Origin of the sequence: Syntrophomonas wolfei subsp. wolfei str. Goettingen G311 (genome assembly GCF_000014725.1) — a bacterium.
In the GTDB taxonomy this organism is placed as follows: Bacteria; Bacillota; Syntrophomonadia; order Syntrophomonadales; family Syntrophomonadaceae; genus Syntrophomonas; species Syntrophomonas wolfei.
The window spans coordinates 684813-698721 of the sequence record NC_008346.1; the positions used below are offsets into that span (position 1 = coordinate 684813).

11 protein-coding genes are annotated in these 13909 nt (G+C 47.3%); 8 read left to right on the forward strand and 3 right to left on the reverse strand.

Annotation, left to right across the window (positions count from 1 at the left end; translation table 11 throughout):
- Window positions 1–208: 208 nt before the first annotated feature.
- The 4 genes from SWOL_RS03005 to SWOL_RS03020 all read left to right on the forward strand — a co-directional run bounded on the left by SWOL_RS03005 (window position 209) and on the right by SWOL_RS03020 (window position 4167).
- A complete protein-coding gene (locus SWOL_RS03005; RefSeq protein WP_011640027.1) occupies window positions 209–1015 on the forward strand; it encodes a glycosyltransferase family 2 protein in 807 nt (268 codons plus the stop codon).
- The gene (locus SWOL_RS03010) at window positions 1012–1893 is read left to right on the forward strand and encodes an MraY family glycosyltransferase (RefSeq protein ID WP_155814117.1); all 882 of its coding nucleotides are present in this window, start codon (window positions 1012–1014) and stop codon (window positions 1891–1893) included. The genes SWOL_RS03005 and SWOL_RS03010 overlap by 4 nt, the downstream gene beginning before the upstream one ends.
- Window positions 1868–2995, forward strand: a complete 1128-nt coding sequence (locus SWOL_RS03015; protein ID WP_011640029.1) for a M20/M25/M40 family metallo-hydrolase — start codon at window positions 1868–1870, stop codon at window positions 2993–2995. The genes SWOL_RS03010 and SWOL_RS03015 overlap by 26 nt, the downstream gene beginning before the upstream one ends.
- Before the next feature lie 92 nt (window positions 2996–3087).
- Window positions 3088–4167, forward strand: coding sequence for a DUF3866 family protein (locus SWOL_RS03020; protein WP_011640030.1), 1080 nt, complete (start codon window positions 3088–3090; stop codon window positions 4165–4167).
- A 6-nt stretch (window positions 4168–4173) separates the two neighbouring features.
- Here SWOL_RS03020 and SWOL_RS15045 read toward each other — a convergent pair whose 3' ends face one another.
- Window positions 4174–4299, reverse strand: a complete 126-nt coding sequence (locus SWOL_RS15045) for a hypothetical protein (RefSeq protein WP_278078272.1) — start codon at window positions 4297–4299, stop codon at window positions 4174–4176.
- A 62-nt stretch (window positions 4300–4361) separates the two neighbouring features.
- On the opposite strand from SWOL_RS15045, the gene SWOL_RS03025 reads away from it, so the two are divergent.
- The 3 genes from SWOL_RS03025 to SWOL_RS03035 all read left to right on the forward strand — a co-directional run bounded on the left by SWOL_RS03025 (window position 4362) and on the right by SWOL_RS03035 (window position 6881).
- The gene (locus tag SWOL_RS03025) at window positions 4362–4898 is read left to right on the forward strand and encodes an NUDIX domain-containing protein (protein WP_041427334.1); all 537 of its coding nucleotides are present in this window, start codon (window positions 4362–4364) and stop codon (window positions 4896–4898) included.
- 185 nt (window positions 4899–5083) lie between these two features.
- On the forward strand, window positions 5084–6262 hold the full coding sequence (locus tag SWOL_RS03030) for an endonuclease Q family protein (protein ID WP_011640032.1): 1179 nt from the start codon (window positions 5084–5086) through the stop codon (window positions 6260–6262).
- On the forward strand, window positions 6228–6881 hold the full coding sequence (locus tag SWOL_RS03035) for a hypothetical protein (protein ID WP_041427336.1): 654 nt from the start codon (window positions 6228–6230) through the stop codon (window positions 6879–6881). The genes SWOL_RS03030 and SWOL_RS03035 overlap by 35 nt, the downstream gene beginning before the upstream one ends.
- A 203-nt stretch (window positions 6882–7084) precedes the next feature.
- Here SWOL_RS03035 and SWOL_RS03040 read toward each other — a convergent pair whose 3' ends face one another.
- Together SWOL_RS03040 and SWOL_RS13465 are read right to left on the reverse strand one after the other, a co-directional pair.
- Window positions 7085–7990 (reverse strand): GGDEF domain-containing response regulator, encoded by a 906-nt coding sequence (locus SWOL_RS03040; protein WP_011640034.1) that lies wholly within the window; start codon window positions 7988–7990, stop codon window positions 7085–7087.
- 42 nt (window positions 7991–8032) lie between these two features.
- Window positions 8033–12361: a PAS domain S-box protein gene (locus SWOL_RS13465; RefSeq protein WP_011640035.1), complete on the reverse strand. Its 4329-nt coding sequence runs from the start codon at window positions 12359–12361 to the stop codon at window positions 8033–8035.
- A 154-nt stretch (window positions 12362–12515) separates the two neighbouring features.
- Between SWOL_RS13465 and SWOL_RS03050 the strand changes: the two genes are divergently transcribed.
- Complete coding sequence (locus SWOL_RS03050) at window positions 12516–13868, forward strand: putative manganese-dependent inorganic diphosphatase (RefSeq protein ID WP_011640036.1); 1353 nt, start codon at window positions 12516–12518, stop codon at window positions 13866–13868.
- Window positions 13869–13909: the final 41 nt, after the last annotated feature.

A 13909-nucleotide genomic window follows, 5' to 3' on the forward strand; every position in this document is an offset into this window, starting at 1 on the left:
TACCCTAAAGTATTTCCGTCAGTGGTTGTAGCCCTCACCCTGCGGGTACTCCTGGTGTTCCACCCTGCGGGTGTCACTATTAAGGTTGCGGCCATGGGGGGGTTAGTAAGAAAATTGAGGAGTCAGGGGTAAGGTAGGGGTTGCGGTGTCAAAAGGACCGTCCCCTTGACACCTCGTTTAACCATCGATTCGATATGAGGTAGTTCTGATGAAAAATATCACGGTAGTGATTCCTGCTTATAATGAAGAAGAACGGATCGGGGAAACCCTGCAGGCGGTGAAGTCTATTCCCGGAATTAGCCGGGTTATTGTAGTCAGTGATGGCTCAACCGATGCTACCGCTTCCCGGGCACGTGAAGAAGGAGTAGAAGTTCTGGAGCTATACCCCAACCGGGGAAAAGGCGGGGCCATGAATGCGGTCTTGCCTTTTTTGAACCTTGAACAGCGGGAGCCGTCACTATCCGCCGAAGCAACGGAGTTGGGATTTGTACCCCAGCTTTCCACCCGCGAGCATTATACGGCAGATTCTTCTGCCAATCTTCTGCTCCCCCAGCTAGAGGGAAAGGCTGCAGATATTGTGATTTTTCTGGATGCCGACCTGGGGGCCTCAGCCAGCCAGGCCAGTCGGCTAATAGAACCAGTGGCTAAAGGAATGGCTGACCTCAGTATTGCTTCATTTCCTCCACCGCAGAAAAAAGGAGGCTTTGGCCTGGTTAAAGGAACGGCAGCCTGGCTAATAAGGAAGGTTGGGAAAATGGAGGCCAGAGCACCGCTTAGCGGGCAAAGGGCTATGACCCGGGAAGTGCTGCAGGCGGTTACTCCATTTAACGAAGGTTATGGGGTAGAGCTGGGAATGAGTGTAAATGCTCTCTTGCAGGGCTTTAAATTGATTGAGGTTCCGACTACCATGAGCCACAATGAAAGCGGCCGCGATTTAAAAGGCTTTTTCCACCGGGGCCGGCAGTTTTGGGATGTTTTAAGGGTAATTGGCGATTTGAGGAGGAAAGGCATTTGAATATTTGGCTTGTAGCCGGTCTGGCTGCACTGGCCGGTGTATTTGCAGAAGGGCTGATACTCCATTACCTGCTTCCCCTGTTGCAGCAAAGCGCTGCCACCAGGAAGAATTATCAGGGATTGGATATCCCGGTCAGTGCCGGTATCAGTTTTCCCCTGGCTCTTCTGCTGGTTTATACTATAATCCTGCTTTTTGCTCCTCTCTATGAGCAGCCAGTAAACCGGGAAATATACTTCCTTTTTCTTATGGGCATATTTGCTATTTCTCTACTAGGTTTTGCAGATGACATGCTGGGTCAAAGAGATACGCTGGGTTTTAAAGGCCATTTGGGTGCCCTGTTACATGGAAGAATGACTACCGGGGGATTGAAGGCGGCAGGTGGGGCGTTAATTGCCTTTTTTTTAGCTTTATTCCTTTCTTCAGGTCTTGTTTCAGGATGGCCGGATATTATAGTGGATACTTTAATTATGGCTCTATTCGCCAATATGTTAAACCTTTTGGATTTACGGCCGGGACGAGCGGTTAAGGGTTTTTTCTTTTTCTTTTTCTTGCTGGCTTTCTTGGCCAGCTGGAAAATCAACTGGATTCTAATAGCTCCTTTATTGGGAGCTACTCTCTATTATGTGCATTTCGACCTTAAAGCCCTTGCTATGATGGGCGACAGTGGCTCCAATGTGCTGGGTTTGGCCCTGGGGTTTATGGTTGCCGGCAGCCTGCCTCTCAGCTTTAAAGTCGGAGTTTTATTCTTTCTGATATTTATGCATCTTATCACCGAAAAGTACTCTTTAACGCGGATTATAGAAAAAGTGGCTGTACTACGAAAAATAGACCAATGGGGAAGGGGGAAGAGTGATGGTAAGAGTGAAAAGACTGGTTGACACCTTCATCCGCCTAGTGGAGACGGCTTCCGTATCCGGAAGGGAATCTGCCATAAGGGATTTGCTCCAGCAATGGTTTCAGCAGCGAGGGCTGACGCTGGTGGAAGATGAGGCCGGACAAATACTGGGGGGGGATTCCGGCAACCTTCTGCTGCAAATCCCGGGAACTATGGAAGGTCCCACGCTTTTATTCGCAGCTCATATGGATACGGTAGAGCCCGGAATCGGGGTTAAGGCCGTAGTCGATGAAGACGGTTTTATCAGGAGTAAGGGCAATACCATTTTGGGGTCGGATGATAAAGCGGCCATAGCCGTTTTGTTGGAGGTCTTTGATATTTTAAAGGAAAAGGAATTATCCCATCCCCCTTTGGAATTCCTTTTCACCGTAAGTGAGGAACAGGGCCTGAAAGGAGCCAAAGCCTTCGACTTTAGGCAGCTTAAATCAAAAATAGCCTATGTTTTGGATGCCGGTGACAAGCCGGGTGCTATTATTATCCAATCTCCCTGCCAAAATGAAATGGAGTATACGGCTTTGGGCCGGGCTGCCCATGCGGGCATAAATCCTGAAGATGGCCTAAATGCCATACAGCTGGTAGCTAATGCTCTGGCCGCTATGCCCTGCGGTCGTATCGATGATGAGACTACCTGTAATTTTGGAGGAATAGAAGGGGGAACCGCCCGCAATATAGTAGCTGAATTTTGCCGGGTAAAAGGCGAAGCCAGAAGCTTGAGACGGGAAAAGCTGGATCTTCTAAGCACTGAGCTTAAAGACATCTTTATAGCGGAAGTGGAAAAAAGGGGAGGAAAGGCCGAGGTTGCAGTGAGATTTCTCTACCCGGAGATCAGCCTTGATGAGAACGAAGAGGTAGTTCAACTGGCGGCCCGGGCTGCCCGTAATATCGGCCTTAAGCCTCACTTGCTCAGTACCGGCGGCGGCAGTGATGCCAGTATAATCAACGGGCAGGGAATTCTTTGCGCCAATCTGGGCGTAGGGATGCGGGCCGTGCATACCTGTAATGAACATATTAGTATTGAAGATCTGGTCAATGATGCTCGCTGGGTACTGGCCATAATTGAGGAAGCTGCCAGGATAGGAGAATAACAAGCGCCTGCTAACGCACTTTTCATCAGTGGTTACATCCTTTGGGCAGGAGAGGATAATAAGCGTTGGCCACCGGAAGATAGGAGAGTAAAATGATTGCCATAAAGCGGGGGAGAATACTGAAGGAGCTCTTTGCTCGTCCGGGAATTAAAGGTTATTTAATTTCTATTGATGGTGAAGAAGCCCGCTCTATAGTATATCCGGAACTGGTGGGGGAGGTCCTGCCGGGAGATGAAGTGCTGGTTAATACCACGGCGGTTGAACTGCAACTGGGCAGCGGCGGCTATCATTATGTTGTTGCCAGCTTGCAGAGCCGGAACCGGGAATTGACTCCAGGCGGGCATATAATGAAATTGCGCTATACTCCTATGCAGCTAAAAGTTCTAAGCGTAGAAGAAGAAGCCAGCCCTTTTCACCAGGTGATGCAGGAAGCAGATAGCCTGGAGAATACTCCGGTACTGGTGTCCAGCCTGCATTCCATGCTTCTTCCTTTGTGTTTGCAGCTAAAGGAAAAGGATAAAGAGCTCAGGCTGGCCTATATTATGACCGATGGGGCGGCCTTGCCGCTGGCCTTCAGCCAGGTGGTGGATTATTTGAAGAGGGAGGGTCTGCTGCAGGCTGCGCTAAGTGTGGGACATGCCTTCGGAGGCGACCTGGAAGCCGTAAACATATACTCCGGGCTTTTGGCCGCTCGCCATATATTGCAGGCTGATATAATAATCGTAGGCATGGGACCGGGAATAGTAGGAACCGGAACCAAATGGGGCTTCACGGGAATAGAGCAGGGGGAAATCCTGAATGCGGTTGAAGCTTTGGAGGGCAGGCCAGTAGCCGTACCCCGCATTAGCTTTGCGGATAAGAGAAAGCGCCATCAAGGAATAAGCCATCATACCCTGACGGTTCTTTCCCGAGTTTGTCGGGTTAAGGCCCTGGTACCCTTACCTTTGCTGGAAGAAGAAAAAATGGATTTTTTATGGACGCAAATCAGAGAGGCTGGGTTGTTGGATAAATACCATTTTATCGTCGAAAATGAACCAGGAATTCTTGATTTGCTTAATAACAGCAGTTTTAAGGCCAGCACCATGGGCCGGGGCGTGGAGGAAGAAAAGGAATTTTTCCTAGCCCTGGGGGCAGCTGCTCAAGCAGCCCTCCGTTTGTACCAGCAAGATTAATTCTCCTCAATGCAGGTGCAGGCGAATGAAGTCTTGCAAACGGGTATCCGGGGGATAGGCTTTTAACAGGGCCAGGAGCTCCGGAAACTTACCGTAAAACACTATAGTGTTTTTGCCTACGCTTATACTCATGAATTACCACCTCCCTGGCAGTTTATGCCGGGATTGGGTAAAATATGCGGGAGGAAAAGCTTATGGATTTGGAAGAAAAGACCCTGGCTTCCCGGGATATATTCCAGGGACGCATTATAAAGGTCAGGGTAGATCAGGTCCTTCTGCCCGATGGCAGCGAGAGTAGCCGCGAAATAGTGGAACACTCCGGGGCGGTAGGTATTGTAGCCATAGATGAGGAAAACAATCTATGGATGGTACGGCAGTATCGCAAGGCTCTGGAAAGGGTTTTGCTGGAGATACCGGCGGGAACTTTGGAAGAAAACGAAGAACCGCTCGAATGTGCCCGCCGGGAGCTGGAGGAGGAAACCGGGCTGCAGGCTGCAAAATGGCAGAAAATCTTGAGTTATCATAGTGCCCCCGGTTTTTGTGATGAAAAGCTCTTTTTGTTTATGGCCCAGGGCTTGAGCCCAGGAGAAAGCAGTTTAGATCGGGATGAATTCCTGGAAGTGGAGAAAGTACCGCTGAAAGAGGCCTATGAGATGATCTTTAGCGGAGAGATTATTGATGGCAAGAGCATAATAGGCATACAATATGCCTGCCGTTTGCTGGGTTGCTAAAGCACCCCCCATGCAAAGCGCCCTGTCGGGCACAACTGATGCTCCCTTCGGTCGCTATTAAGGACGCTGGAGCGGTATATTTATACAAGCCAATGAATATTTACTTTTTGCACTGGAGGCAAGAATATATATCAATAGAACCATCCCTATGATATATACCTATAATATATAAAGAAGGGGTAGAATTGCGAGAAATATTTGCTGATTTGCATATACATATAGGCCGCTCACAAGGCCGGGCTGTTAAAATTACCGCTTCCCGGGAACTTACCTTAAAGAATATTCTCTTTCGGGAAGCTCCCCGTAAGGGGCTGGAGATGGTGGGTATTGTTGATGCCGGCAGTACTCTGGTAGCGGCTGAAATTGAAGAAATGCTGCTCCATGGTGAGCTGGAGGAACAGCCCCAGGGGGGGTTCCTGGCTGCGAATGGGGTACTGATGATAGCCGGAGCGGAAGTGGAAAGCAGGGAAGGGGTGCACTGGATAATATTCCTTCCCTTTTTGCATAGTATCAAGTCGCTGCAGAAGTACCTGCGCTCTCGGGTAAGGAATATGACTCTGTCCACCCAGAAAGCCGATGCTACTGCGATTGACCTGCTTAATCTGAGTTATCTTCTGGAGGGAATATTTTGTCCGGCCCATGCCTTTACTCCCCATAAAGGAGCTTATGGTTTTTGGACCGATAGCCTGGCCGATAAAATGGGGCGTGATTTAGCTCAAGTGAAGGTTCTGGAATTGGGTCTTAGTTCGGATAGCTTGATGGCCGACATGATTGCTGAAACCAGCAATTTTACTTTTCTGTCCAATTCAGATGCCCATTCCCTGGCCAATATCGGACGGGAATATAATCTTTTGCGTATGAAACAGAAAAACTTTGCGGAATTCAGGTATTGCCTGGAAAACTATGAGGGACGCCGAATTCTGGCCAACTATGGTATGGATCCCTTGATGGGCAAGTATCACCGTAGCTTCTGCCTGCAGTGTGAGCGTATTGCTGCGGAGGCTCCCCCGGTTCGAGCATGTGCTAACTGTGGCAGCGAGAATCTAGTGGCTGGGGTTTATGACCGCATCGTGTCCATCAGGGACTATAGCGAACCCCGGCAACCGCTGGGCCGAGCTCCCTACTATTACCGGGTGCCTTTGCAGAAATTGCCCGGGATTGGACCCAAAACCCTGGAAAAACTGCGCGCTGGGCTAGGCAGTGAAATAGATATATGCGAAAATGCCAATCAGGAAGATATAAGTAGAATTGCCGGTGAAAGGGTGGCCGCTCTGATTATTGAGATGCGAAAAGGCCGCCTGGATATTTCTCCCGGAGGTGGAGGCCGTTATGGTAAAGTCAAAAAGGATAATCGTAAGCAGTGATGCCAGTGGTGCCGTGCAGGCTGCCCGTGAGGGCCTGCTCCTCATAATTGTCGATGTGATTGATATGTCCACCACTCTGGAAAGTGCTCTGGATGCCGGAGCTGCAGCCATTCTGGGCTGCAGTCCTGACTTTACCCGGGCTCCGGTAAAGGTGGCTCCGGAAGAGATTGGCCAGGAAGCCAGCCGCTTGGCCCGGGAAAAGGGCCGGGGCATTATTCTGGTGGCTGAACCCCGGGTGGGATCGGAGGAAGAACGCCGGGGCCGCTGTCAGAGAGTGATAAGCGGAATCGAAAAGGGAGGAGGCGTGATTGAAGCCGTGGTTCCCAATATCGGGGCGGAAACCCCCCGGCTTGTGGATATGAAGGACCGGGTAGTAGTTGCGGTAACTGATACGGGCGGGGTGGCTTTTGACGCCGCTTTCCAGGAAAGCCGCCGTCTTACCGTAGGAACCGTAGCCAGAACCCTGAAGCAGAAAGGAATGGAACCAGCCCTTACTGCTGTTAGCCGGGCCCTGAAGATGCTGCAGGAGACTGACCAAGGGATAGCTGTGGTGGCCGCCAGCCGCAATTCCCTGGAAGATGTCTTGGCCGCACAGTTCATTGCCAACCTTTTCTTATAAGCTAAAGCTATTTAAAAAAGAATCAGCGTTAATTATAAAAATCAGCGTCCTTCTGCGTCTAAACCTCACTTTTCTTACTAACCCCCCATGGCCGGGGCCACAACCACCGATGAAAAGTAAGTAGGCGCTTGAATAGTAAGATGCAGTAGGAAATAAATTAACCCCCTCACTCCTCACTTTTCTTACTAATCATTAATAAATACTTATGCCTGTTCCACCCGGTTGCGGCCATTCTGCTTGGCCTTATAGAGAGCAGCATCGGCTAACTGCACCAGCTCCGCAGCTGTGGTTTTATCACCGGCTGCTTTCATGGCTACACCGAGGCTGATGGTTACTGCAATGGGGGTGCTATTAAACACCACCGGCTCCTGGCTGATACTTCCCAGGATACGATTAGCTATTATTATAGCTTCTTCTGTGCTACAGCCGGGAAGAACCAGGAGAAACTCCTCGCCCCCATAACGACAAATGGAATCATAGAGACGAATAGTATTTTTCATCCGCAAGGCAACTTCCACCAATACGGCATCACCGGCCATATGGCCATAAGTGTCATTTACCTTCTTAAAATGATCCAGGTCTCCCATAATTACGGCCAGGTTGCTATTTTGTCGCTTGGCCCGGTATAGTTCTTTTTCCAGTATATTAAGTATCTTTGCATGATTAAATATTCCGGTTAAGAGGTCGTGTTGGGCCTGATAACGCTGGATCTCCAGCGCTTCGTTCAGTGACTGCTGCAAATCCAGGATACGCTTGCCTACCCGTAAGCGCACTTCTAATTCCTCGGGCATAAAGGGTTTGGTAATATAATCATCAGCCCCGGCATTAAGCCCTCCAATAATATCTTCCTTACTATCCCGCCCGGTGAGCAAAATAATATAGTGATAGGTATTATTATCTAATTGGCGCAAACGGCGGCATAATTCCAATCCATCTATCCCCGGCATCATCCAGTCCAGCAGAACCAGTTGAGGCGAATCCTTTTCTTTAAGGATATCCCAGGCCTGAATACCATCTCCTGCTTCCAATACCTCATAACCCCATTTTGATAATAGGGCCTTTACTACAGTACGGGAAATCAAATCATCATCAGCAATCAATACTCGCACATTTTTCGTCCTTCCGTATAATATTTTGGCCGGTAAAGTCCTTTAGCTCTTGACCAGGCGGTGGATTAATTGCAGGGTGTCAACACATGCTGCTTTAGCCTCCGCAATTGCTTTCTGTTCCAGATCAAAAAAAAGTTCATAAAGCTTTTGTATACGCAGGGTACCGGAAGAACCTTTTAATTGATGAGCCAGGCTGCGAATTTTTTTAAAGTCGCTGTTGGCCAGGGCATTTTGCAATTCTTCCAATACCCCTGGCAGGGTTGACCATAATTTATCATAAAGCTCCCGTCCCTCTCCCTTAGATAATCCGGTCTCAGCTATAAAGCTGCTCAAGTTTTCCTCCAGCATGGCCGCGACCTCGCTAACAGACTCTTGCTGCCTAGCCGTGTACTGTTCAATAATATTAAATAGTAGTTGGAAATCAACTGGTTTACTGATGTAATCGTCCATGCCTGCCTGCAAACATTTCTCCCGGTCTCCCTCCATAGCGTTGGCAGTCATAGCAACAATGATAGTATGTCGTTCTTCTCCCTCCATTTGTCTAATTCTAGCAGTAGTTTCATATCCGTCCATCTCCGGCATCTGACAGTCCATAAATACTATGTCATAATCTTTTTGCTGCAGGGCTTTTAAAGCTTCGGCTCCACTGCAGGCCAGATCACAGTACATACCTCTCTTTTCTAACATTTTAACAATTATTTTCTGATTCATTTCATTATCTTCGACCAGAAGAAACCTGGGCCGGGCAGGAATCGGGTTTTCCTTGATCGTATAACGGGTAACGATTGAATCACCCAGTGAGGCTTCTGTCTTTAAACCAAGGACTATAGAAATGCATTGGAGCAGTTCGTCTCTTTTCACGGGCTTAGTCAGGTAGCCGCTAAAACCATGTTCTTTGGCCCGGCGGGCATCTCCCTTCTGGGCTGCCGAAGTAAGCATAATCAAATGTATAGCTCGGGTGGAAGGTATGGCCTTAAGGGCAGCGGCTAACTCATGACCATTCATCGCAGGCATTTGAAAATCTACGATTACTACATCAAAGGATTTTACAGCGGATGCGGATAGAAGGATAGTGATGGCCTTTTCGGCACTATCGCTCTCCTCAACCAGGCATTGGGCATCTTCTAGATAAGTTCGTATGATTTTGCGGTTGCTGCTATTATCATCCACTATTAGTACCCGGGCACCCTTAAGCTCTGCAGGTTCAAAAGGCAGGGTATCCTTACGCAGACCTGGTTTAAAGCAAGCAGTGAAATAAAACTTTGACCCCTGGCCTAATTTACTTTTTACCTGCATGGTTCCTTCCATTAAGCGAACCAATTCATAGGAAATCGCCAGGCCCAGACCGGTACCTCCGTATTTCCTGGTGGTGGAGGCATCTGCCTGGGTAAAGGGTTGAAAAAGTTTTTCCATGTCCTCCGGGGCAATACCAATACCGCTATCACTAACTTCAAAAGCGATTTCCGCCTTATCTGAGCTTTCATTTATCGTTTCCACAATTACCAGAATTTCACCGGTATGGGTGAACTTAACCGCATTGCTAAGCAGGTTATTTAAGATTTGACGCAGCCGGGCCGGGTCACCTACTACCTCATCCGGTACATTGGATTTGATTAGGGTATGCATCTCCAGACCTTTTTCTCTAGCCTTTGGAGCCTGCAGGGAAACAGCATCTTCCACTACCGTTCTAACCCGGAAGGGGATTTCTTCCATGGCCAGTTTACCAGCTTCAATTTTAGAGAAATCCAGGATATCATTAATGAGATAAAGTAGGATTTCCGAGGCTCTATGTGCCTCCTGTACATAATCCTGCTGTTCAGTCGAAAGTTCAGTTTCCCCCAGGAGTTCCAGGAATCCCAGTATGCCGTTCATAGGAGTGCGAATCTCATGGGACATATTAGCTAAAAATAAGGACTTGGCGTAGTTGGCAGATTCAGCTATCTCTTTAGCCTGGGCCAGTTTTTGTTCCATCTGACTGCGCTCGATGGCTTCAGCGATAGAATTGCTGAAAGCCTTCAAAATGGAAAACTCGTCTTCACTCCAGTTTCTTTCCTCCTTGCATTCATCAAAACCAACATAACCCCAGAAAACTCCGCCTACAAAGATGGGTAAAACCAGTATTGACAAGATACTCTGTTCTAACAGGGTTTCTTTAATCCATCCTTCTCCAAAATCTCGTACCTGTGCCTTGACGGCTTCATTTCGCATCAATGGTTCTATAAAATTTTGCGCTTGATCGAAGGGAATGTTTTGCAGCTTGGGATTATTAATTTGTGCCGGAAATACACCGGAGTTCCATCCCATTCTGTAGCTGGTATAGGCCTTATTATCTGCATAATGGTTTTTAAACATATAGACCCGATCTACTCCGGTAGCCTCACCCAGCAAAGCCAGGCATTTATTAATAGCTTCATAGTAATCACTATTTATTAATAGTTCATTGGTAGCGGAAGCAATGTTGGATAGTATTTTTTGTTTTATAAGCAGTTGGTTTTGGGCTATTTTACGCTTGGTGATATCCCGGGACACTCCAATCAACCCGGCTACGGTTCCGCCTTTAAAAAAAGGCGTTTTTACCGTCTCTAATTCCATTATGGAGCCATCAGCCAGGGTTATAGTTTCTTCGTTCATACGGGTCTCACCCGACAGCAGTATTTCCCTGTCTTTTTGTATAAAAAAGCGGGCTGTCTCCTGATCCTTAACAAAATCCAAATCAGTTCTGCCCACTATCTCTTCTTCGGATAGTCCAATAAACCTATGCGCAAAGGCATGGTTACAACCCAGGTATAAACTGTTTATATCTTTGTAAAATATAAGGTCGGGAATGGCATCAATCAGTGATTTTAAGAAGGTCCGCTGCTCTATCAGCTCATGTTCTAATCTTCTACTCTCGGTAATATCCCGGGTAATTCCCGCAGTTCCTATTACATTGCCCTCCTGGTCAAACACTGGGGTTTTGAAGGTATTAAACCATATACCTCCGGCTTTATCCTGTACCCGCTCGACTTTGTTGATTTGTTTTTTGCTAGCCATCACTTCCCGATCATCTTCCATGTATACTAGAGCCAATTCCCGGGGCCATATATCCAGGTCGGTTTTACCAATTATTTCGTCACGTGTTAAGCCGCAGGATATTTCAAAAAACCGGTTTACTTCTATATGATGTCCTTCTTTATCTTTAAACCAGGCTAAAAAAGGCAGGTTATCCAAAATGGCTTTTAACTGTCCCCGGGTTCGGCTCAAGTCTTCCTGAACTTTCTTTATCTCGGTGATGTCGGTATGGGTGCCAATAACCCGCAGAACTTTGCCTTCTTCATCACGGTTAATTACCTTCCCCCGATCCAGAAGCCATTTGTAGCTGCCATCTCGGGTACGCAGGCGATGCTCACTCCCGTAAACTGGTGTCTGGCCATCAAAGTGTTTTTGCAGTTCTACCTGGATCCGTTCCCAATCCTCCGGGTGAACCCGGCTTTCCCATTCCTGCAGGGAGTCACCAACTTCATGTTCTTCGTAACCTAACATGCTTTTCCATTCCTTGGAAAAGAATACCCGATTAGTTACCGCATCCCAATCCCAAACCCCGTTCCCGCTGCACTCCAGGGCTGAAGACCAGCGATCTTCACTTTCCTTTAAAAGTTCTTCGGCTATCTTCCTTCCGGTGATATCCACCATTACGGTTAGAAGGTAGGTCTGATCGTCGGTTTCGATAAAATCGACCGAAAAGATAACATACAATTCGCTACCGCTTTTAGTAATAAGGGTTAATTCCTTATCACGTATACAACCCTGCTGATAAAGTTCTTTTATTAGCAAATCTCTTTCTGCAAACGGTATAATCCCTAGCTCACCTGAGGTTTTGCCGATTACCTCGTCCCGATTATATTCCAACCTACTAAGAAAAGCTTCGTTTACATCAATATACTTACCACTGTCAATCTTGCTAATAGCCATAAGCGCCGGATTAATAGAAAAGGCTTTGGAAAACCTGGCGTTAGCCTGGCTTATCTGTGATATATCTTTACTGATAGCAAAAAAGACGGGGGTCCCCTGCCACTGCCCCCTCACAACGCTGGTTTCTACCGGTATGTAGCTGCCATCTTTAGTATAAAGAGGAATAGGACAATGATCGCGCTGACCTGCCATCATACTTGCAAATATCTGTGCGGCTTCGTCTCGTCTTTCCGGTGGCTGCAAAAGAAGTAGACTCAACCCCTGTATTTCTTCCTGGCTATACCCCAGTTTTTCTATAGCTGCCCTATTGGCATATACAGCATTGCCATTTTCATTTATAATAAAAAGATAATCCTCTATGGTATTAAATAAAGTATCAAAACTAGCTTTCACCTCGTTTAAACTGAAACCGTCTGTCATCAGTAATCCCTCCTCCATATACCTGAGCTAGTTTATTTATCCATGATATTTATATTTTGTATTTATTCTAAAAACCCTTTAATTCGACAAATAAACGCAAGGGATGATTATGGCAAAAACAGGCTAAACTTAAATCAAGGGAGGTGTTTTAAGAGTGAAAGCGATTTATGTGATAGGACATAAAAATCCGGATATAGATGCCGTTGCTGCTGCCATAGCCTACCGGGAATATAAGGAAGCCACAGACCAGGGGCTGTACCTGGCGGCGATGGCGGGAGAAATGAGCGATGAAATAGATTTCGTATTGGAGGCTTTTGATTTTGCCCCGCCCCTGCATATAAAGAATGTTAAGACCACGGTAGAAGACCTTTTGGATGAAAAGGAGCCTTTTTGTGTATGCCGGGATATGAACCTGATGGAGCTCAGCAATCTCTTGCGCCAGCAGGAACTGAAGACCGTTCCCGTGGTTGATGAGAAAGAGAGACTGCTGGGTCTGATTACCATCGGTGACATGGCCATGCTCTTTATGAACAGCCTGCTGGATGTGGGAGATCTGGCGGAAACTCCGGGAATACTCGGGAAATTACTGAATAAAAAAGTGACCGACATAATGAAAATCCGGGATTTAATCCTTTTTGAAAAAGACGAGGCCGCAGAAGAAGCCCGCAAGCTCATGCTTTCCACTAGGTTCAGAAATTACCCTGTGGTAGACGAAGAAAATCGCTTTTTAGGGATTATTTCCCGCTACCACCTCTTGAATATGCGGCGCAAGAAGCTCATACTGGTGGATCATAACGAAAAGAAACAGGCAGTTGACGGGGTGGAAGAAGCAGAAATACTGGAGATAGTGGATCATCACCGGGTGGGCGATTTACAGACCATATCACCCATATACTTTCACAATGAACCGGTTGGTTCCACCTCCACCCTGGTGGCGGAGAAGTTTATCAACATGAAACTAACGCTCTCCCAAAACCTGGCTGGATTACTGCTATCGGGAATACTTAGTGATACCATGCTTTTCAAATCACCTACCACTACCGGCAAGGATTTAAGTATTGCCGCTAAATTGCAGGAAATATCGGGACTAGAGCCCTTAAGCTGGGGCAAAGCCATATTTGAAAACAGCCATCAGCTGGATAAACGGGATGATGAGGAATTGATATTTGAAGACCTCAAGGAGTATAGTAGTGAAGAGCTGATCTTTGCTATTTCACAGATTGAAACGGTCGACCTGGCCAGCTTCTCCCGGCGCAAAACCTCCCTCTTAAAAAGCATGCAGGAAATATGTGAGCGCAAAGCCTATGCTTTTATATGCTTGATGGTCACCGGTATTCTGGAAGAGGGAACTGAATTGCTCTTTGCCGGGGAGAAAAGCTCTCTGGTCGAGCAGGCTTTTGGTTTGCATAGCGAAAAAGGGGAGATATTTCTGCAGGGAGTTATGTCGCGCAAGAAACAAGTAGTACCGGTCATTTACGAAGCCTTGCGCCAGCAGAACCTACTCTAGATGGTGAGACAAAAGGTCATCATCATTGACGGGCAATAGAA

Excerpts from the sequence above, each read along its gene's own strand:
- SWOL_RS03005 (WP_011640027.1), top strand. The coding sequence starts at position 209 with ATGAAAAATATCACGGTAGTGATTCCTGCTTATAATGAAGAAGAACGG.
- SWOL_RS03015 (WP_011640029.1), top strand. The coding sequence starts at position 1,868 with ATGGTAAGAGTGAAAAGACTGGTTGACACCTTCATCCGCCTAGTGGAG.
- SWOL_RS03020 (WP_011640030.1), top strand. The coding sequence starts at position 3,088 with ATGATTGCCATAAAGCGGGGGAGAATACTGAAGGAGCTCTTTGCTCGT.
- SWOL_RS15045 (WP_278078272.1), bottom strand. The coding sequence starts at position 4,299 with ATGAGTATAAGCGTAGGCAAAAACACTATAGTGTTTTACGGTAAGTTT.
- SWOL_RS03025 (WP_041427334.1), top strand. The coding sequence starts at position 4,362 with ATGGATTTGGAAGAAAAGACCCTGGCTTCCCGGGATATATTCCAGGGA.
- SWOL_RS03035 (WP_041427336.1), top strand. The coding sequence starts at position 6,228 with ATGGTAAAGTCAAAAAGGATAATCGTAAGCAGTGATGCCAGTGGTGCC.
- SWOL_RS13465 (WP_011640035.1), bottom strand. The coding sequence starts at position 12,361 with ATGACAGACGGTTTCAGTTTAAACGAGGTGAAAGCTAGTTTTGATACT.